This window comes from Mesorhizobium sp. WSM4816 (assembly GCF_055811535.1).
Window position 1 is genome coordinate 295,050 of record NZ_JBVVQR010000005.1, and the last position, 19,880, is coordinate 314,929.

Here is a 19,880-nt window from a genome sequence, read left to right on the forward strand (position 1 = left end):
CCCGTATAGTGACGGGGAGAAAGACGCCTTCGCAAAGGGATTTCGCCAATCTGCAGCGTGGCAGAAAGCGTGCCGAGGTTGCGGCCAGCCCCTTCGCCCCGTCACTATACGGGCAGAAGGTGCCGGCAGGCGGATGAGGGGCAGCGCCGACCTTTGACCGATCGAACATCAAGCCAGGCACAATCGCCCGGCTCCATACGCTTGGAACGAACCATGCCCGCACCCGCCATTTACGTCGATGCCGATGCCTGTCCGGTGAAGGCCGAGGTCGAAAAAGTCGCCGAGCGCCATGGCGTCGTCGTCACCTTTGTCTCCAATGGCGGCCTGCGCCCGTCGCGCGATCCGATGATCCGCAACGTCGTCGTGTCGAAAGGCGCCGACGCGGCGGACGACTGGATCGTCGACAATGCCCAGCCCAACGACATCGTCGTGACATCAGACATCCCGCTTGCCGCCCGCACGGTGGCGCTCGGCGCCCATGTGCTTGGGCCGACCGGACGCCCGTTCACGCCGGAAACGATCGGCATGGCGGTGGCGATGCGCGACCTCAAGCAGCATCTGCGCGAGACCGGCGAAAGCAAGGGCTACAATGCCAGTTTCGCGCCACAGGACCGCTCGCGGTTTCTCGGCGAGCTCGACCGCATCCTGCGGCGTGCGCTGAAATCCGCCGCACTGGGCTAGCGCTTGACCCCGAACCGGAGGTCAGCGCAGCAAGACCGGAATCGAACTTCGGCATCATGCGCACAGTCTAAAGTGCTATAATGTTCGAGCCCTAAGAGACGAGCGGCGGTAAGACGGACCGCCATCAGAGGCCGGGCCATGACGACCGAGACGCCCCTGAAGACACCACTGCACCGCCACATGCAGTTCGCGGTGTCGGCCTGCATCGGTGTAGTGGCACTGGCGATCGCGCTGGTCTTGCGCACTCCGCTCGCCTTTTCGATCGGCGCCAATGCGTTTTTCGCCGCCTACACCGTCATCGTCGTCGCCCAGATGCCGCTGCTCACCGGCCGCTTTTAAGCAAGAACGCGCGGGCCACCGACCAGCCGGTGCTAGTCATCTTTGCGGTGACGCTGATTGTCGTCACCATTGCCATATCTCGCTGTTCCAATTGATCAATCGCGAGGGCAGCGCGCATCCTGTCGAACTCACCTTCGCGCTGCTGTCGATCCCCCTCGGCTGGTTCACCATCCACGCCATGACGGCACTGCACTACGCCCATGATTACTGGGTCAACGATGAAGAGACCGACCCCGGCAGCAACGCGAAGCAGAAAAAGCCGGTCGGCGGCCTCGTATTTGCCGGTAAGGAGCGGCCGGACGGCTGGGATTTCCTCTACTTCTCGACCACCGTCGGCATGACCTCGCAGACCTCCGATACCGCGGTCTCGACCACGCAAATGCGTCACATCATGCTTTTGCATTCGATCCTGTCGCTCTTTTTTAATACAGTGATTGTCGCCGCCGCGGTCAACCTCGCCGTCAGTCTCGGGAGCCGGTAGCACCGGGCAGTCTGTAATAATTCCGTGATCGGATGAAACACCGCTTTGGCTGGCAACGTATTGGGAGGAGAACGATCGGAAAGGCCGACTGAGCGGCCGGAAGGACATGAAAAAATGCAATCGGTTGCCAGGAGCCAATCCACTGTCGGGCCAGATACTGCCGCGCCGAAAGATGCAACGCTGATCTACCGGCAGTCGCGCTGGACGCGGCTGACGCACTGGCTCTGGGCCATTTCGCTGTTCTTCATGCTGCTTTCCGGCCTGCAGATCTTCAATGCCCGCCCCCAGCTCTATATCGGCAAGGAATCGGGATTCGCATATAACAACACCATCTTCGCCATCGGCGCCGAGAACACCGCAAACGGCCCGCGCGGCTACACCGAAATCTTCGGCAAGCGCTTCGACACAACCGGTGTGCTCGGCTGGTCGGGGCCGGCGGGTCGGGAGACGTCCCGCGCCTTCCCGTCCTGGGCGACAATCCCCTCCTATTACGACCTCGGCACCGCCCGCGTCGTCCATTTCTTCTTCGCCTGGATACTGTCCACGACCCTGGTCGTGTGGCTGGTCGCCAGCCTGGTCAACGGTCATCTGCGCCGCGATCTTGTCCCGCGCATCGACGATCTCAGGCGTTTGCCGCGAGACATCATCGATCATGCCAAATTCAAGTTTCATCACACGCGCGAATACAACACGCTGCAGAAGATGGCCTATGGCGGCGTGATGTTCGTGCTGCTGCCGCTGATGATCATCACCGGCCTTGCCATGTCGCCGAGCATGAACGCGGCGCTGCCATTCCTCAACGATTTGCTTGGCGGCAGGCAGACGTCGCGGACAATCCATTTCGTCGTGATGCTGCTGCTCGTCGCCTTCTTCATCATCCATATACTGATGATCTTCGCCGCCGGCCCGATCAACGAACTGCGTTCCATCATCACCGGCTGGTACCGAACCGATCCGCCGGCGCATGGCAGCAAGACGCCGCAGAGGGGTGCGTGAGATGGCGAAGTTTGTGATCAGCCGCAGAAAATTCCTGACCTCGGCCAGCCTCGGCGTCACCGGCATCATGCTGTCGGGTTGCGATGCCTTCGACAGCCAGCTTCGCGTCGGCGACGGCCTGCGCAGTTTCCTCGAAGGCGCCAACGGCCTGACCTGGCGCGCGCAGCGCCTGCTCGCCGGCGATTCGCTGGCGCCGGAATTCACCGAAGCCGACATTCGCCAGCCGCAGCGGCCGAACGGCGTCACCGCGCCGGACGACGATGTCTACAAGGGCCTGCTCGCCAACAATTTCGCCAACTGGCGCCTCGAGGTTTCCGGCCTCGTCGAAAAGCCGCTGTCGCTGACCCGCGAGCAATTGATGAAACTGCCAAGCCGCACCCAGATCACCCGCCACGACTGCGTCGAAGGCTGGAGTTGCATCGCCAAATGGACCGGCACGCCGCTGTCGCTGGTGCTTGATCAGGCGGTGGTCAAGCCGCAGGCGCGCTACGTCGTGTTCCATTGCCTCGACACGATCGACCGCAGCCTGTCCGGCGACATCAAATATTACGGCTCGATCGACCTGAACGATGCCCGTCACCCGCAGACGATCCTTGCCTATGGCCTGAACGGCAAGCCGCTGCCGGTCGAGAACGGCGCGCCGCTGCGTGTCCGCGTCGAGCGCCAGATCGGCTACAAGATGCCAAAGTATCTCCGCCAGATCGAACTGGTCGACAGTTTCGCCGCTATCGGCGGCGGCAGGGGCGGCTACTGGGAGGACAATGGCTACGACTGGTACGGCGGCATTTGACGCCATAGCTCCGCCATTTCCGATCAGTGTTTGGTGCTTTGCTCAGGCGACCTTGTCGATCAGCGGCTTGAGCACCGGATGGATTTCCGGCGAGGCGCGCTTGATCAGTGTCAGCAGCGCGCGCTCGTTCTCATGCAGCGGCCGGTCGCTGCCGATGCGCTCGGCCAGCCATTTCGCCTCGCACGCGTCGATCGTTTCGGCGCGGCGGGCCAGTGCCTCGGCTGCCTTGTTCTTCGATTCCCATTCGGATTCGATATCGCCCGGCGCGCGGTAGGCTGCCATGATGCCGGCGAGGCCACCCGAAACCATGCGGCCGAAGAAACCGCCGATCTCTGGATCGGCTTGCTCCAGGAAAGCATCTTGCCGCAGCGCCACGTCGCGCACCGGAGCTTCGTAGCCGGCCGAGCACATGACGTAATTGGCGAGCGCCTTGACGAACAGATCCTTCCACGATGGATCGTTGCTGGCTGCCGCGGTCCGCTCGTTGATCTTGAACAGCACCTCTGCCTCGGCGCGGGTGATGGCAATGTTGCCGTCGCCGCCATAGGCATAGAGGATGCGGCGCAGAAGCTCGACTTCAGCCTTGGCGATTAGCCCGGGAACCAGCTTACCGCCGTGCATCAGCGGCCCTTTGCCGTCGATGATGGCATGGGCGACCTGCTCCAGCGCATAGGCGCAAAGCCCGTTCGGCGAGGATTTCGCCTTTTCCAGCACATGCACGAGCAGTTCGAGTTCGGTCAGGCTGTCGACCATGCCGTCACGCGAAATCGCTTGGACCAGCCAGTCGGCATTGTCCTGCGAGATATAGCCCGCCGGCTTTTCCTGATGAACGATGAGGTCGGTGATGGCTTCGATGAAAAAATCCGGCCATTCCGCGCATTTGTCCCCTTCTATCGCGTCGAGCGCAAACAGCGCCTCGGCCTCGCTCCGCGTCACCACCCCATCGCCGAACACCTCGCGGCGCAGCATGACCACGTCTTCCGCTGTGACCCGATTTTTCGAGGCCAGCTCGGCCACCGGAACTCTCTTCAATTCGCCCATTTCGTTTCCCATCCATACGTCACTTGGACCCAACATATCGGCAGTTCCTTGAGAAACCGGCAAACCGCGTGGTTAGCGAAGACTTGTCGGTAAGCTGTCGCTAGCAGGTGACAAGGTGTCGCCGACAGGCTATGGATGACGAGTCGAGGGCTCAAATTGAGTCCTACCTGTTTGCGGGAGAGAGCAGCGAGAGCTGCCGCCGAAGGGGAAATCGCCCGAAATCTCTCAGGCAAAAAGAACCGTAGACGGGAAAGACACTCTGGAAAGTCGGGGCTTTTTTCGCCCCGCGCCGAAGGTGTAAGCGCTGCCGACAGAGTTACGGGGCGCGAGTCTCTCAGGCTTCAGACAGAGGGGCACGGACTGGTCGCCATTCGCGGCCGATTGCGTGCGACTCTGGAGACGACATGACGGGCGACGACACCAAACACCTTCCCCTCGAAGACCTGCACGTGGCCGCCAGTGCGCGCTTTGGCGCGTTCGCCGGCTGGTCGATGCCGCTCACCTATCCGGCCGGGGTGATGAAGGAGCACCTTCATACCCGCGAACATGCCGGCCTGTTCGACATCTCACACATGAAGCTGTTCGAGATCAGTGGCTTGGGCGCTGAAGCACTGCTCAATCGGGCCTGCCCGTTCGACGCCGGCGCGCTTGAGATTTCCCAGTCCAAATACACGTTCTTTCTCAATGAAGCCGCCGGCATCATCGACGATCTGATCGTCACCAGGCTCGGCCGGCAACGCTTCATGGTCGTCGCCAATGCCGGCAATGCTGAAGCCGACGAAAAACACCTTCGTGAGCTTGCCGACTTTGATGCCAAGGCGGACTTTGACGCCAAGATTGAAGCACTCGACCGCGTATTCCTGGCAATCCAGGGTCCCGAAGCCTGGGCCGCCTTGTCGCGCGCCGGCATCGAAACCGGATCGCTGCTGTTCATGCACGGCTTCGAGCCGCGCGAAAACTGGTTCATGAGCCGCTCGGGCTATACCGGCGAGGACGGCTTCGAGGTCGGCCTGCCGGAAGCGGATGCGCGAAATCTCGTCGCCAAACTGCTCGAGGACAAGCGAGTGATGTGGGTTGGGCTGGCCGCCCGCGACAGCCTGCGGCTCGAAGCAGGGCTGTGCCTGCACGGACTGGACATCACGCCTGAGATGGACCCGGCCGGCGCCGGGCTGATGTGGGCGATCCCGAAGGAGGTTCGCGCCTCTGGCGCTTTCATTGGCGCCGACGCCTTGCGTTCAATCCTGGAGCGCGGCCCGGCGCAAAAACGCGTCGGCCTGAAGCCGGAGGGCCGCCAGCCGGTGCGCCCCGGTGCAACCCTTTTCGATGCCGACGGCAATCCCGCCGGCCACGTCACCTCCGGCGGCTTCGGCCCCTCGGCCGGCCATCCGGTCGCCATGGGCTACGTCCAGGCGTCGCTGGCCAAACCCGGCGCAAAACTCTTCGCCGACGTTCGCGGGACCAAAATCCCGGTCGATATCAATCCCCTGCCCTTCACGCCGCATCGCTACCGCAAAGGATGAACTTCATGGCAAAGACCTATTTCACTGAAGATCACGAATGGCTCCGCGTCGAAGGCGGGATCGCCACCATCGGCATCACCGACTACGCGCAGGAACAGCTCGGCGATCTCGTCTTCGTCGAATTGCCGGAGCCTGGGAAAAAGCTGGCCAAGGGCGATACCGCCGTCGTGGTCGAATCGGTCAAGGCGGCATCGGACGTCTATGCGCCGGTCGACGGCGAGATCACCGAGGCCAACACCGCGCTTTCGTCTGATCCGTCCCTGGTCAATTCGGCGGCGGCCAGCGACGGCTGGCTGTGGAAGATGAAGCTGGCCGATGAAAGCCAACTCGAAGGTCTCCTGGATGAGGCCGCCTACAAAGCCCATATTGGTTGAGAGAGCAGGACCAGGAAAGATGACCGCAGCACCCTACTCCTTCTCGGCCCGCCATATCGGCCCCGGCCTCAATGATGTCAGAGCCATGCTGGCGACGATCGGCGTTCCGTCGGTCGAGACGCTGATCAGCCAGGCTGTGCCGAAATCGATCCGGCTCGACCGGCCGCTGGCCTTGCCGGCCCCGGCGAGCGAAGCCGAGGCGCTGGCCGAGCTGTCAGCGACAATGGCGAAAAATACAGTTTTGAAGAGCTTCATCGGCGCCGGCTATCACGGCGTCCACGTGCCGCCGGTCATCCAGCGCAACCTGTTCGAGAACCCGGCCTGGTATACGGCTTACACGCCCTACCAGGCCGAGATCAGCCAGGGCCGGCTCGAAATGCTGTTCAATTTCCAGACCTTGGTCACCGAACTGACCGGGCTGCCGGTCGCGTCGGCCTCGTTGCTCGACGAGGCGACGGCGGTGGCCGAAGCAGTCGGCATCGCGTTACGCCACCACCGCGACAAGCGGACCAAGGTGGCGCTGGCCGGCACGCCGCATCCGCAGACGCTTGACGTCGTGCGCACCCGCGCCGAGCCGCTCGGCATCGAGGTCGACGGTGACACGATCGACGACAACACAGCCGCTCTGCTGGTCTCCTGGCCCGATACGTTTGGCGTCTATGGCGACCACAGGGCGGCAATCGAGAAAGCTCGCGCCACCGGCGCGCTGGTCGTCTTCATTGCCGATCCGCTCGCCCTGACGCTGACCGACGCGCCGGCTGCGCTTGGCGCCGACATCGCCGTCGGCCCGATGCAGCGCTTCGGCGTGCCGATGGGCTTTGGCGGGCCGCATGCCGCTTATTGCGCCGTTTCCGACAGGCTGACTCGGCTGATGCCCGGCCGCCTGGTCGGTCAGTCCACCGACAGCAAGGGCCGGCCCGGCTATCGCCTCGCCTTGCAGACGCGTGAGCAGCATATCCGCCGCGACAAGGCGACCTCCAACATCTGCACCGCGCAGGCGCTGCTCGCCAACATGGCGACCGCCTATGCGATCTGGCACGGCCCTGCCGGGCTGCAGGCGATTGCCGGCCGAATCCATGCATTGGCCAACCGGCTGGCTGCCGGTCTCGAGGCAGCAGGAATTTCGGTGCTTGGCGCAGGCCGCTTCGACACCGTGGCGGTGGAAGTGAAAGGCAGAGCCGGGGCGATTGGCGCCGCAGCCGAAAAGACCGGCCGATTGCTGCGCGTCATCGACGCCGACCGCATCGGCATCAGCTTCGACGAAACCTCGACCGAGGCCGATCTGGAGGCGATCGCGGCGCTGTTCGGCGCCAAGCCGGGCGCAGCCGTCGGCAGCACCATGCCCGGAAAACCGCGCGGCAAGGCGTTTCTCACGCAGCCTGTCTTCCGCGAAAACCACTCGGAAACCGACATGATGCGCTTCCTGCGCCGGCTGGCCGACAAGGACCTGGCGCTCGACCGCGCCATGATCCCGCTCGGCTCCTGCACGATGAAACTCAATGCCGCCGCCGAGATGATGCCGGTAAGCTGGCCTGATATCGCCAATTTGCATCCCTTCGCCCCGGCAAGCCATTCGGCCGGCTACCGCGCCATGATCGACGAACTGGAAGCCTGGCTGGCGGAGATCACCGGGTTCGACGCGGTGACCCTGCAGCCCAACGCCGGCAGCCAGGGCGAGTATGCCGGGCTGCTCGCCATTCGCGGCTATCACCGCTCACGCGGCGAAGCTCACCGCACGGTCTGCCTGATCCCGTCATCGGCGCATGGCACCAATCCGGCGAGTGCGGCGATGGCCGGCATGAACGTCGTCGTCGTGCGCTGCACCGAAGACGGCAACATCGACGTCGATGACCTGAAAGCCAAGGCGGACGAGCATGCGCAAGACCTTGCGGCGCTGATGTTCACCTATCCCTCGACGCACGGCGTTTTCGAGGAAGGCGCGCGCGACCTCTGCGCCCTTGTCCATGAGCATGGCGGCCAGGTCTATTTCGACGGCGCCAACCTCAACGCGCTGGTCGGTCTCGCCCGCCCCGGCGACATCGGCGCCGACGTCTGCCACATGAACCTGCACAAGACGTTCTGCATCCCGCATGGCGGCGGCGGTCCCGGCGTCGGCCCGATCGGCGTCAAGGCGCATCTGCAACCCTATCTGCCCGGCCACGTCGTCGAAGGCTCCGGCCATGCCGTGTCGGCTGCACCGTTCGGCAGCGCTTCGATCCTGCCGATCACCTGGATGTATATCCGGATGATGGGCGCTTCGGGCCTGAAGCAGGCGACCGAGACGGCGATCATTTCCGCCAATTATGTGGCGACGCGGCTCGGAGCGCATTTCCCGGTGCTCTACAAGGGCAGGCACGAGCGCGTCGCGCATGAATGCATCCTCGATACCCGCGTGCTCAAGGACAGTGCCGGCATCAGCGTCGACGACGTCGCCAAGCGGCTGATCGACTATGGTTTCCATGCGCCGACCATGTCGTTTCCGGTCGGCGGCACGCTGATGGTCGAGCCGACCGAGTCCGAGCCCAAGCGCGAGCTCGATCGCTTCTGCGAGGCGATGATCGCGATATCAGGCGAGGCAGCCAAGGTGGCGAAAGGCGAATGGCCCCTGGCCGACAATCCGCTGGTTAATGCGCCGCATACCGCCGCCGAGGCGCTGGCCGGCCAGTGGACCCATCCCTATTCGCGCCTGGAGGCGGCCTACCCCGCCGGCGATGCCGACACGTCAGCCAAATACTGGCCGCCGGTGTCGCGCATCGACAATGTCGCCGGCGACCGCAACCTCGTCTGCTCCTGCCCGCCGCTGTCGGAATATCTGGGGGCGGCGGAGTAGACCATGATCCCGAAAAGTGGAATCCGGTTTTCGGACAAGATCATGGTCTAACAAGAAGATAGAAGCCTCAATCAGGCAGAACGCAAGGCCGGCGCGTCGGCCTTGCTCGCCTTGTTCTGGGCGACGACGCGATTTCGCCCGGCGCGCTTTGCCGCATAGAGTGCGGCGTCGGCTTCGGCCAGCACATTGTCGAGACTGGTGCCATCCGTCCCGCCAAAGCCGATGCCGCCACTGACTGTGCTGCGCAACGGACCAAGTTGGGTGGCGACGACTTCCGTGCCGAAGGCGACGCTGATCTTGCTCGCAATGTCGTAAGCCTTCTCTTCAGTCATCCGCGACATGACGAGGACGAATTCCTCGCCGCCCAGCCGGAAGGCGTCGACGCCGGTCCTGGAGTATTTTCTGACGACAGCGGCGAAGCGGCGCAGAACCTGATCGCCGACCGGATGACCGAATACATCGTTCGTCTTCTTGAAATGGTCGAGGTCGAACATGGCGACGGACATGAACGGGCCGAAAATCCGCTCGCCGTAGAATGCCGTCAACGCCCGCCGGTTCATCAGCCCGGTCAATGGGTCGGTCATGGTCTCGGCCTTCAGTTCGATCTGCGCCTGCAAATGGTGCAGGGAGAGCGTCAATGCGCCGAGCCCCGTCATGCAGGCGACCGCCACGGCGGAATTCAACCGTTCGGCCCAGTTGTCGGGCGCAACGCCGAGCACCCATTGGCCCTTGACCAGCAGGACCGCGCCGCAAAGTCCGAAGGACAGGGCACAGACGCCGCTCAGGAACGAAACGACCAGCAATATCCGGCGATCATGACCACCTTTGATCCAGAACATCACCCCGATAAGCGAGAGCAGCGCCGTTACCGTCGCGTAGGTGACGATGAAGCCGACGCCGTCAAAGCCCCGCGACGTCGCGCCTGCGCAAACCGCCATCGCAGCCAGGGTCGGCAAGATGGCGCGCCTGTAGTCGTGGACGCCGAGATACTGCATGGCCGACAGGCAGAGGGTCAGAAGGCCCAGGCTGAGAAGCGCAAGTAGAATCTGACAAAGCCAGGGGCTGGGATGCTTGGCATAGTGCCAGAACAAGACCACATGTGCGACGAGCACGAGAATGCCGCACGCCACCGTCAGCACAAAGCGTGCCTGTGGCGCGGTGCACCAGATCGCAAACAGGGTGATGCTGAGGCACGTGCCCGACAGCGCTGCCGCAAGCAGGAGCGAACTGTAATCCAACATGCGTAAGCGACAGCCTCTTCTCGGGTCCTGCCGCATTCTAGGTCAGCAGCAATCCGCGAATACCCTTTTTCGGCCAACCTTCCGGCGCAACCTCCGGACAAGGTTTACAAAGCGTCGATGCCCTCGGCCCATTTCCGCCGCTTGGTTGTCGAATGGTTTTGCAGTAAGAGGCTCTATCCTCGAACGTAACGGGAACCTCCGTCGCCTGCCCGCAAAAAGCGTGGCAGTATCGGGTGGTGATTCGCAGCATCGCAATCCAGGACCAGCATGAACGACAGCAACGATCTTTTCGGCAATTTGGACAAGCAGCCGCAACCGGTTCGCGCCACCGCGCGCCCGGCCGACCCGCTGGTGCAGGCGGCGAAGCGCCCGGCATCCCGCGACGGTAGCGAGAGCTACAGTGCCGCCGACATCGAGGTTCTGGAAGGGCTGGAGCCGGTGCGGCGGCGGCCCGGCATGTATATCGGCGGCACCGACGACAAGGCGATGCACCATTTGTTCGCCGAGGTCATCGACAATTCGATGGACGAGGCGGTCGCCGGCCACGCGACTTTCATCGATGTCGAGCTTTCGGCCGACGGATATCTGGCGGTGACCGACAATGGCCGCGGCATTCCGGTCGATCCGCATCCGAAATTCAAGAAGCCTGCGCTCGAAGTCATCATGACGACGCTGCATTCCGGCGGCAAGTTCGACAGCAAGGTCTACGAGACCTCGGGCGGCCTGCACGGCGTCGGCGTCTCCGTCGTCAACGCGCTGTCGGACCATCTCGAGGTCGAGGTCGCGCGCGGCCGCCAGCTCTATCGCCAGCGTTTTTCGCGGGGCGTTCCGGTGACCGGCCTAGAGCAGCTCGGCGAGGTGCATAACCGCCGCGGCACCAGGATACGCTTCCATCCCGACGAGCAGATCTTCGGCAAGGGTGCTGCTTTCGAGCCGGCGCGGCTCTATCGGATGACGCGCTCGAAGGCCTATCTATTCGGCGGCGTCGAGATCCGCTGGACCTGCGACCCCTCGCTGATCAAGGAGAAGGACACGACGCCCGCCAAGGCCGAGTTCCATTTTCCCGGCGGCCTCAAGGACTATCTGAAAGCCTCGCTCGGCGACGAATTCCAGGTCACCCGCGAAATCTTTGCCGGCAAAAGCGACAGGCAAGGCGGCCACGGCTCGCTCGAATGGGCGGTGACCTGGTTCGGCGGCGACGGGTTCCTCAACTCCTACTGCAACACCATCCCGACCGGCGAAGGCGGCACCCATGAGGCTGGCTTCCGCAACGTCTTGACGCGCGGCCTGCGCGCCTATGCCGAGCTGGTCGGCAACAAGCGCGCTTCGATCGTCACCTCGGAAGACGTCATGATCTCGGCGGCGGCCATGCTGTCGGTGTTCATCCGCGAGCCGGAATTCGTCGGCCAGACCAAGGACCGGCTGGCGACGATCGAGGCGATCAGGATCGTCGAGGCCGCGATCCGCGACCCCTTCGACCACTGGCTGGCCGACAACCCGCAGGAAGCTTCGAAGCTGCTCGAATGGGTGATCGCGCGTGCTGACGAGCGGGTGCGCCGCCGCCAGGAAAAGGAAGTCTCGCGCAAGAGCGCGGTGCGCAAGCTGCGCCTGCCCGGCAAGCTCGCCGACTGCACGCAGAATGCCGCGGCCGGCGCCGAGCTCTTCATCGTCGAGGGCGATTCGGCCGGCGGCTCGGCGAAACAGGCGCGCGACCGCGCCAGCCAGGCAGTGCTGCCGCTACGCGGCAAGATTCTCAACGTCGCCAGCGCCGGCAACGACAAGCTGGCTGCCAACCAGCAGATTTCCGACCTGATCCAGGCGCTTGGCTGTGGCACGCGGTCAAAATACCGCGATCAGGATCTGCGCTACGACCGGGTCATCATCATGACCGACGCCGACGTCGACGGCGCCCATATCGCTTCGCTGCTGATCACCTTCTTCTACCAGGAGATGCCGAGCCTGGTCCGCGACGGCCATCTCTACCTGGCGGTGCCGCCGCTCTACTCGATCCGCCAGGGCGGCAAGGTCGCCTATGCCCGCGACGATGCGCACAAGGACGAACTGCTGCGCACCGAGTTCACCGGGCGCGGCAAGGTCGAAATCGGCCGCTTCAAGGGGTTGGGCGAAATGATGGCCGCCCAGCTCAAGGAAACCACCATGGACCCGAGAAAGCGCACGCTGCTCAGGGTCGACGTGATCGATGCCGAGGCGGCGACCAAGGATGCGGTCGACGCGCTGATGGGCACCAAGCCGGAAGCCCGCTTCCGCTTCATCCAGGAACGCGCGGAGTTTGCCGAGACGGAAGTGCTGGATATCTGAATTTCTTCGGCTCGGCGAACCGCAACGGCAGGTAGTGTCTCAGTTTGAAATTTCAAAGGCGATAGGCGAACTCCCAGCGCCCTAGTCTGGTGAGTTGCGCGCCGATGGCCTGCCAGGTTTCCCCCTCGGTCGCAGCACAACGATCCCTGAGAAACTTTTCGAGCTCGAGGTAGTCGAAACGCGCATGAAAATCACACTTTCCGCCGCAAAAACCGCCCTGAGATCGAGGGAACCAATTGGGAGAGCAGACAGTCGCTGTAAATGCGTCGGCGCTGTTATCTCCTTCTGGACCGGCATAGAAAGCAATAGTGACGGAGAAGTCAGTGGGATCGCGCGGGTTCCACGCATCGAGGGCAAAAGCCCCGGCATCGGTGTCTAGAATTCGGTGACCCTTGTACTGTGCTCTCATGAAGGCGTGCATCCGTGATGCACCCATTCGCCAACCGAAGGGCACTGGCCATGGTCCGGTGCGAGGCGAAGAACCAAAGATTTTTTCCGGCGCGCCGATACAGGGATTCCTGACACGCCCATCAGGGGATGGACCGTTCCCGGCTGTCGTCCTGCTTCACGGCTGTGCCGGCCTTGGCCTCCGAGAAAGAGAGGCCTGGTCAGGAAGATTGTCGTCCTGGGGGTATGTCGTATTAGCCGTCGACAGTTTCACGACGCGCGGCATCCGGCATACCTGCGACCGGCTGTTTTACGATCGGGTCAACGATGCCTACGGCGCCTTGGAATTCCTCACCACGCTCGGCTTCGTCGACTCTCGACGCGTCGCGGTAATGGGGTTGTCCGCTGGCGGAATCGCTGTGCTGCAAGCCGTCCAGCTTGGCGCTGCGGAAGCGCTTATGAAGCAGAAATTCCAAGCTGCGATTGCCTACTACCCCTCATGCTCGGTAACGAGTGGTGAGATGGCCGTTCCGACCTTGATCCTAGTCGGCGAACGCGACGATTGGACCCCGGCGGCGGCCTGCCGGAAAATGATGGAGCAACGCAGCGGCAAAGGGAGCCCCGTCAAACTCATCGTCTACCCGGACGCCCCGCACGCATTCGACGCCGAGAACCTGAAAACGGGCATCTCGTCCTTCGGCCACTTCCTGCAATACAATGAACTCGCCGCCAATCGCTCGTTTCAGGATTCACACGGTTTCCTGAGTGAAACGCTTGGACACTGATCCAGACAGACACTTGTGCCGCAAGGCCGCTTTCCATCACCCCGTTGCGGACCTTAGACGTTGTCGCGATGGGCCACTTCTGCGACGGTACAAAATCGATACGAAACCGTCGATTTTAATCTGGATGTTGCTAAGGGAAGAACATTGGTGCCTGCTATTAGAATCGCTGTCGCTGGCGCGCAGGGCCACATGGGCAGAGCATTACTCGCTGCTGTGGCCGCAGCACCTGCCTTTTCGCTCGTAGGAGGCTTCGGACGCCCCGAAAAAGTCGTCGACGGATTGATTGATGTTGACGCAGCGCTCCGCGCTGCGGATGTCGTCGTGGATTTCACGACCGGCCAAGCATCGGCGGCGCTTGCAGAAAAGTGCGCCGCGATGGGTCGACCAGCAATGGTGATCGGCGCAACAGGGTTTGAGGACACTCACCTCGCTCGGATCGCCGAGGCGGCACGTAAAATAGCGATCGTGCGTTCAGGCAACTTCTCCCTTGGCGTGAACATGCTGGTGGGCCTAGTTGAGCGCGCCGCGCGCTCTTTCCCAGCTGAAGTTTGGGATATCGAGGTCCATGAAGCTCACCATCGCCGGAAGATCGATGCACCATCTGGAACGGCGCTGATGCTAGGCGAAGCAGCGGCCAGTGGTCGGGGCGTTCCGCTTGCTCCCGTCGAACGGCGCGGGCGCGATGGTATTATTGGCGAGCGAGCGCTTGGTGAAATCGGGTTTTCCGTACTGCGAGGCGGCGGCATCATTGGAGAGCATAGTGTGGTATTTGCCGCCGACGAAGAGATTCTGACACTGTCGCATTCCGCTTTGGATCGCGGCATGTTCGCGCGCGGTGCGTTGACTGCCGCACGCTGGGTTTCAGACCATGGACCCGGCGAATACGACATGCAGGACGTTCTCGGGTTGTCCCCAATCTCCCGCTGAGTTTGCAACTGCCGCAAGGACTGCTCTTCACCCATTGCTGCAATTCGATTTGGGTATCAACCGTCAGATTTTCACCACTAGGCCGCCGCGATCGCCAGCGCGTGACCGCGCGCGTTTTCGCGCAGCGCATCGAGGTGGATCGATTTGACCAATCCGGCGAGATCGCCTTCGGCGGACTGCCCGCCCAATTCCTTCAGCATCAGCCAGCTGACTTCCTGGACGCCGGCGAGGCGCTTGCCATTGGCGACCTCGCGCCAGACCTTCAGCGCGCGCAGGATGATGGCGTGCGTGGCCGCGGCCAGGCCAGCGCTGCGGAGCAGTGCCTGCAGCGCCACGTCGTGCCCGCCGGCCAGCAGCGCCCTCACCCGTTGTTCGGATTGCTGGCTGAGCGCGACCAGCGCCGAGCCGAAGAAATCGACCTTGCCGTGCGCGATGGTGCGAATGATGAAGCTTGCGGTCAGGTCGCCGCGCAGGCGCAGATGCTCGATGAGCGCCGCATGTTCTTCCTGGCGCGTGCCTTCGATCAGCGTCAGGGAAGCCTTGACGCAGGCGTCGCGCATGACGCGCTCGGTTCTGGCACGGCCCATCAGCGCCAGAACCAGCGGTGAACCCTTGAGCGTTTCACCAAGTTTTATCAGCAGCATATGCCGGCAGTCAGCGGGCAGACGCGCATCCGATATCAGCGCTTCGCGCAGCGAAGGCAGATGGCCATGGCGTTCGGCGATACGGCGGAAGCTGAGCGAAGCGATGTCGGCGCCGCTGTTGGCGAGAAGCGTGGCGCAGGCTTCCGGCTCGCCGATTTCGGCGATCGCGGCGGCGACCGCCATGGAGACGCGCGGACGATCGGCGATCAGTTTCTGGATCGCCTTCTGGCCGCCGGCAACCCGGTCGATCAGATCGGCATCGGTAAGCAGCGGCGAACGTGCCAGCACCAGGCTGGCGACTTCCGGCTGATCGGACGCCAGCGCGCTGATGATCTGCAGCGGCGCGTGATGGCTCATCGACAGCGCCTCTGCCATCGCCAGCCGCACTTTCGACGAGGTATCGTCGAGCAGCAGCGTCAGCGCCGCCTCCGCCGCGCAGCGATCCTCGAAAGGCAGTTCGGCATTGATGTAGGCGCGAGCCAATGCGCTTGCTGCCGCGGCGCGCTCAGAGACCCTTGCCGTATGAATCCATTTCAGGAAATGCGAAACAACCATGCCGTCCGCTATGCCCCTAGCCCGAGTCCGTTCCCGCCCCAGTGAAGACCGTAGGCAGAAATGGTTTACGAACGGTTCACCATCTTTGTTAACTGCCCCTCTTTGTTAACTGGCTTGCGAGCGCGGTAGGCAGCGCCTATCAACCCTTAGAGCGACTTGCGCGCTTTCGGACGCACAAAGCACGCTAACACTTTGAAGCATCGTGCTTTCCAAAAATCGATTCCGATTTTCGGGGCGATGCGGCAGCGGAGGAGATCGATCATGGCCGGGCTTTATCTGGAAGAGTTCGTCGTCGGCCACGTCTTCCGGCACACGCTGCGGAAAACCGTCACCGAAAGCGACAACATGCTGTTCTCGGTAATGACGCTGAACCCGCAGCCGCTGCACATCGATTTCGATTTCGCCGCCAAAAGCGAATGGGGCAAGCCGCTGGTCAATTCGCTGTTCACGCTGGGCCTGATGATCGGTATTTCGGTGAACGACATCACCGTCGGCACCACCGTCGCCAATCTCGGCATGAAGGAGACGGTGTTTCCGCATCCGGTCTTCCACGGCGACACCATCCGCGTCGAGACGACGGTGGTGTCGGTGCGCGACTCCAGGTCGAAGCCGGACCGCGGCATCGTCGAATTCGAGCACCGCGCCTACAACCAGGACAACGTGCTCGTCGCCAAATGCACGAGGCAGGCGATGATGATGAAGAAGGCCTGACCGATGCGCTCGCTGCTGTTCGTTCCCGGCGATACGGAAAAGAAGCTGGAAAAGGCGATTGGCGCCGACGCCGACGTGATCATCGTCGATCTCGAGGATTCGGTCGCGCCACAAAACAAAACCTTGGCCCGCGATATCGCCGCACGCTTCATCACCGAACACAGGCATCAGACCAGATCCGCGATCTATGTCCGCATCAACGATCTCTCGACAGGCCTGGCGGATGACGATCTGGCGGCACTCGTGCCAGTGAAACCCGACGGCATCATGCTGCCGAAGTCGAACAGCGGACAGGATGTCCAGCAGCTCTCGGCCAAGCTCAGGGTGCACGAGGCCGAAAGCGGGGTGCCGGACGGTGCGATAAAAATCCTGCCGATCATCACCGAAACAGCTGCCGGCGTGCTGGCGGCCGCGAGCTACGCCAAGGCAAGTGCGCGGCTTGTCGGCGTGACCTGGGGTGCGGAAGATCTCTCGGCAGCAATCGGTGCGCGCACGGCCCGCGACGAGAATGGCCGCTACACCGATGTGTTCCGCTTCGCCCGCACCATGACCATCCTCGCCGCCGGTGCCGCGGAAGTCGCGGCGATCGACACGGTTTTCCCAGATTTTCGCGACATGACCGGCTTCGCGGCGGAATGCGCCGAGGCCGAGCGCGACGGCTTCACCGGCAAGATGGCGATCCATCCGGCGCAGGTGCCTGTCATCAACGCCGCCTTCACGCCGTCGACCGAGGCGGTGAAACACTCCCTGGCAATCGTCCAGGCATTCGAGGCGGCTGGAAATCCCGGCGTCGTCGGCATCGGCGGCAAGATGTACGACCGGCCGCATCTCAAGCTGGCCGAGAGGCTTCTGGCACGCGCCAGGGCGGCGGGGATTTCGGCCTGATCTTTTCCCCAGCCCTAATTTTTTCCCCAATGAGGCCGGCGCATCGAGAAGATCTCGCTGACGCTGGCATAATCCATGTAGCCGAGACGGCCGACATTGCCCGCCCTGACGATATCGAAGATGCCGTCTTTCAGGAAGGCATCGTCGATATGCACACCGACGACTTCGCCGGCGACGACGATGGCGCCGGTCGGTGTCCCGTCCAGCGCCTTTGGACGCATGATCTCCGTCACCCGGCATTCAAGCGCCGCGGGCGCCGCCGCCACGCGGGGTGGCGCAACCAGCCGCGACGGCGCCATGGCGAGATCGGCATAGTCGAATTCGGTGACGCCGCGCGGCGCATCGACCGCGGTGCGGACCATTTTTTCAGCGAGATCGCGGCTGACGAGATTGGCGACGAACTCGCCCGTTTCTTCGGCGAAGGTGGCGCTGTCCTTCTCGCCTTCGGACGAAAACCAGACGATGAAGGGCCGCGTCGAAAACGCATTGAAGAAGGAATAGGGGGCGAGGTTGACCTCGCCGGCCTTGTTCACCGTCGAGATCCAGCCGATCGGCCGTGGCGCCACGATCGCCTTGGACGGATCATGCGGCAGCCCATGCCCCTTTGCCGGCTCGTAGAACATTCAGCCCACCCATGGCCCTGCATAATCGGCATAGAGTTTTGCCGGATCCGGCCGCGGCCGCTCCGGCGCCGGCCCTTGGTAGGTGCCGATATGGATGAAGCCGACCACCCGCTCATGCGGCGCCAGCCCCAGGATCGCCCTGCCCTCCGGCACGTCGGAATACCAGTTGCTGATCATGTTGGTGCCATAGCCCAGCGCATTGGCTGATAGCATCAGGTTCATCGCCGCCATGCCGCCGGACAGGAACATCTCCCATTGCGGGATTTTTGGGTTTTCCTTCGGGCTCGACACCACGCCGATCACCAAAGGCGCGCGCGAAAAGCGCGCCAGTTCCTGGTTATGGCGGCCTTCCGGCAGCGGCCCTTCGCGCTGTGCGGCAAGGGCCGCCAGCTTCTTGCCGATCTCGACGCGCGCCTCGCCCCGGTAGAGGATGAAGCGCCAGGGCTCGAGCCGGCCGTGATCCGGCACCCGCGAGGCGGCTGCAATCATCGTCGCGATGTGAGCGTCGCTGGGCGCCGGTTCCCTCAACTCCGGGATCGGCGCGGAATTTCGGGTCAGCAGAAAGTCGATGATCGGCGACGCCATGGGCGCAAGACTCCTTGGAATTTAAGCTGAAGCGCACCATCGGGGCATCGGGCGGCTCGGGCATTGGCGCGGCGCGCCGACAAAGAGCCTCTAGCAGAAGCTGATCAGACTCTTAAGCCTTGAAATTGCCACCGCCTTGGGCTTCAACGCAAGCCATGTTTGAGGGGACATTGCGACTTTTCCTGATCTGGCTCGCAGCCGCACTGTTGATGGTGCCGGTGTCGCTTGCCGTCGCGCAGGGTGCGGACGGCCTCGGTGATCTGAAACTTCCCGGAATGTCGAACTATGCGCCCCCGAAAAGCGATGCACCGCTGGCAGCGGCGAGCAGCGGGGCGATCACGCTGTCGGCGCAATTGACCGACAAGGGCGCCGACATCACACGCGGCATCGTCTGGCGCGTCTTCAAGCCTGACGCCACCGGCGACGGCAAGCTGCCGATGGTCGCTTCCGCCCATGGCGGCAGCGCGGTGTTCCAGCTCGAGCCCGGCAGCTATCTGGTCCACGCCTCTTACGGCCGGGCCGGAGCCACCAAGCGCATCACCGTCGGCAAGGACGCCAAGCGCGAAAGCCTCGTGCTCGATGCCGGCGGACTCAAGCTCGACGCCGTGCTGTCAGGCGGGGTGCGCATACCGCCGAAGAAATTGCGCTTTTCGATCTATGAAGGCCAGGCCGAGGCCAATCACGATCGCGCCCTGATCATACCCGACGTCGAGCCGAACAGCGTCGTGCGGCTGAACGCGGGCGTCTATCACGTCGTCTCGACTTATGGCTCGGTGAATGCGGTCATCCGCTCAGACATCCGCGTCGAGGCCGGCAAGCTGACCGAAGCAGCCGTCGAGCATCGTGCGGCGGAGATGACCATGAAGCTGGTGCGCGAGCCGGGCGGAGAGGCGATCGCCGACACCTCCTGGTCGTTGCTCAACGAATCCGGCGACCCCATCCAGGAAACCGTCGGCGCCTTTGCTTCGATGGTGCTTGCCGAGGGCGACTACACAATCATCGCCAAGAACCGCGACCGCATCTACCAGAAAGATTTTACGGTCGTGGCCGGGCAGAACCAGGAAATCCAGGTTTTGGCCACGGAGGCCTCGGCGATCGATCCCCAGGAAGGCGCGGACTAGACGTCCGAACCCTGTGCGGGAACCGGTCCAGCAACGTATGATTGC

At 63.1% G+C, this 19,880-nt stretch carries 18 protein-coding genes, 1 pseudogene and 1 riboswitch; of the genes and pseudogenes, 13 read left to right on the forward strand and 6 right to left on the reverse strand.

Annotated features, from left to right (window positions below):
- Window positions 1-213 precede the first annotated feature (213 nt).
- The 4 genes and pseudogenes from AC0L3H_RS09155 (at window position 214) to AC0L3H_RS09170 (ending at window position 3,287) form a co-directional block, all read left to right on the forward strand.
- On the forward strand, window positions 214-681 hold the full coding sequence (locus tag AC0L3H_RS09155; RefSeq protein WP_473585231.1) for a YaiI/YqxD family protein: 468 nt from the start codon (window positions 214-216) through the stop codon (window positions 679-681).
- A 138-nt stretch (window positions 682-819) separates the two neighbouring features.
- A pseudogene (locus AC0L3H_RS09160) lies at window positions 820-1,501 on the forward strand (DUF1345 domain-containing protein).
- Between the two features lie 114 nt (window positions 1,502-1,615).
- Window positions 1,616-2,497 (forward strand): cytochrome b/b6 domain-containing protein, encoded by an 882-nt coding sequence (locus AC0L3H_RS09165; protein WP_473585232.1) that lies wholly within the window; start codon window positions 1,616-1,618, stop codon window positions 2,495-2,497.
- 1 nt (window position 2,498) lies between these two features.
- Window positions 2,499-3,287 (forward strand): molybdopterin-binding protein, encoded by a 789-nt coding sequence (locus tag AC0L3H_RS09170; RefSeq protein ID WP_473585233.1) that lies wholly within the window; start codon window positions 2,499-2,501, stop codon window positions 3,285-3,287.
- A 42-nt stretch (window positions 3,288-3,329) separates the two neighbouring features.
- On the opposite strand, the gene AC0L3H_RS09175 is transcribed toward AC0L3H_RS09170, so the two are convergent.
- A complete protein-coding gene (locus tag AC0L3H_RS09175) occupies window positions 3,330-4,328 on the reverse strand; it encodes a hypothetical protein (protein WP_473585234.1) in 999 nt (332 codons plus the stop codon).
- A 164-nt stretch (window positions 4,329-4,492) separates the two neighbouring features.
- Window positions 4,493-4,580, forward strand: a riboswitch (glycine riboswitch).
- A gap of 152 nt (window positions 4,581-4,732) precedes the next feature.
- Between AC0L3H_RS09175 and gcvT the strand changes: the two genes are divergently transcribed.
- From gcvT to gcvP, 3 genes are read left to right on the forward strand one after another with little or no spacing between them, the layout of a single operon-like run.
- Window positions 4,733-5,848, forward strand: a complete 1,116-nt coding sequence (gcvT, locus tag AC0L3H_RS09180) for a glycine cleavage system aminomethyltransferase GcvT (RefSeq protein ID WP_473585235.1) — start codon at window positions 4,733-4,735, stop codon at window positions 5,846-5,848.
- Between the two features lie 5 nt (window positions 5,849-5,853).
- Entirely contained in the window at window positions 5,854-6,222 is a 369-nt protein-coding gene (gene gcvH / locus AC0L3H_RS09185) for a glycine cleavage system protein GcvH (protein WP_027156276.1), read from the forward strand.
- A gap of 19 nt (window positions 6,223-6,241) precedes the next feature.
- A complete protein-coding gene (gene gcvP, locus AC0L3H_RS09190; RefSeq protein WP_473585236.1) occupies window positions 6,242-9,052 on the forward strand; it encodes an aminomethyl-transferring glycine dehydrogenase in 2,811 nt (936 codons plus the stop codon).
- Between the two features lie 71 nt (window positions 9,053-9,123).
- On the opposite strand, the gene AC0L3H_RS09195 is transcribed toward gcvP, so the two are convergent.
- On the reverse strand, window positions 9,124-10,293 hold the full coding sequence (locus tag AC0L3H_RS09195; RefSeq protein WP_473585237.1) for a GGDEF domain-containing protein: 1,170 nt from the start codon (window positions 10,291-10,293) through the stop codon (window positions 9,124-9,126).
- Window positions 10,294-10,560: 267 nt separating this feature from the next.
- On the opposite strand from AC0L3H_RS09195, the gene parE reads away from it, so the two are divergent.
- Window positions 10,561-12,612: a DNA topoisomerase IV subunit B gene (gene parE / locus AC0L3H_RS09200; RefSeq protein WP_473585238.1), complete on the forward strand. Its 2,052-nt coding sequence runs from the start codon at window positions 10,561-10,563 to the stop codon at window positions 12,610-12,612.
- A 52-nt stretch (window positions 12,613-12,664) separates the two neighbouring features.
- Here the strand turns inward: parE and AC0L3H_RS09205 are convergent, their stop codons facing one another.
- The gene (locus AC0L3H_RS09205) at window positions 12,665-13,033 is read right to left on the reverse strand and encodes an Imm8 family immunity protein (RefSeq protein ID WP_473585239.1); all 369 of its coding nucleotides are present in this window, start codon (window positions 13,031-13,033) and stop codon (window positions 12,665-12,667) included.
- Here AC0L3H_RS09205 and AC0L3H_RS09210 point away from each other — a divergent pair.
- Together AC0L3H_RS09210 and dapB are read left to right on the forward strand one after the other, a co-directional pair.
- A complete protein-coding gene (locus AC0L3H_RS09210) occupies window positions 13,020-13,784 on the forward strand; it encodes a dienelactone hydrolase family protein (protein ID WP_473585240.1) in 765 nt (254 codons plus the stop codon). The genes AC0L3H_RS09205 and AC0L3H_RS09210 overlap by 14 nt on opposite strands.
- A 144-nt stretch (window positions 13,785-13,928) precedes the next feature.
- Window positions 13,929-14,711 (forward strand): 4-hydroxy-tetrahydrodipicolinate reductase, encoded by a 783-nt coding sequence (dapB, locus tag AC0L3H_RS09215; protein ID WP_473585268.1) that lies wholly within the window; start codon window positions 13,929-13,931, stop codon window positions 14,709-14,711.
- A 77-nt stretch (window positions 14,712-14,788) separates the two neighbouring features.
- Here the strand turns inward: dapB and AC0L3H_RS09220 are convergent, their stop codons facing one another.
- The gene (locus AC0L3H_RS09220; protein WP_091597123.1) at window positions 14,789-15,910 is read right to left on the reverse strand and encodes a DUF2336 domain-containing protein; all 1,122 of its coding nucleotides are present in this window, start codon (window positions 15,908-15,910) and stop codon (window positions 14,789-14,791) included.
- A gap of 237 nt (window positions 15,911-16,147) precedes the next feature.
- Here AC0L3H_RS09220 and AC0L3H_RS09225 point away from each other — a divergent pair, with 237 nt between their 5' ends.
- Complete coding sequence (locus tag AC0L3H_RS09225; RefSeq protein WP_473585241.1) at window positions 16,148-16,621, forward strand: MaoC family dehydratase; 474 nt, start codon at window positions 16,148-16,150, stop codon at window positions 16,619-16,621.
- A gap of 3 nt (window positions 16,622-16,624) precedes the next feature.
- A complete protein-coding gene (locus AC0L3H_RS09230) occupies window positions 16,625-17,506 on the forward strand; it encodes an HpcH/HpaI aldolase/citrate lyase family protein (protein WP_473585242.1) in 882 nt (293 codons plus the stop codon).
- A gap of 14 nt (window positions 17,507-17,520) precedes the next feature.
- Here the strand turns inward: AC0L3H_RS09230 and AC0L3H_RS09235 are convergent, their stop codons facing one another.
- Both AC0L3H_RS09235 and AC0L3H_RS09240 read right to left on the reverse strand, forming a co-directional pair.
- Entirely contained in the window at window positions 17,521-18,129 is a 609-nt protein-coding gene (locus tag AC0L3H_RS09235; RefSeq protein ID WP_473585243.1) for a flavin reductase family protein, read from the reverse strand.
- The gene (locus tag AC0L3H_RS09240) at window positions 18,130-18,714 is read right to left on the reverse strand and encodes a nitroreductase family protein (RefSeq protein ID WP_473585244.1); all 585 of its coding nucleotides are present in this window, start codon (window positions 18,712-18,714) and stop codon (window positions 18,130-18,132) included.
- Window positions 18,715-18,869: 155 nt separating this feature from the next.
- Between AC0L3H_RS09240 and AC0L3H_RS09245 the strand changes: the two genes are divergently transcribed.
- Window positions 18,870-19,835 (forward strand): hypothetical protein, encoded by a 966-nt coding sequence (locus AC0L3H_RS09245; RefSeq protein ID WP_473585245.1) that lies wholly within the window; start codon window positions 18,870-18,872, stop codon window positions 19,833-19,835.
- Window positions 19,836-19,880 lie beyond the last annotated feature (45 nt).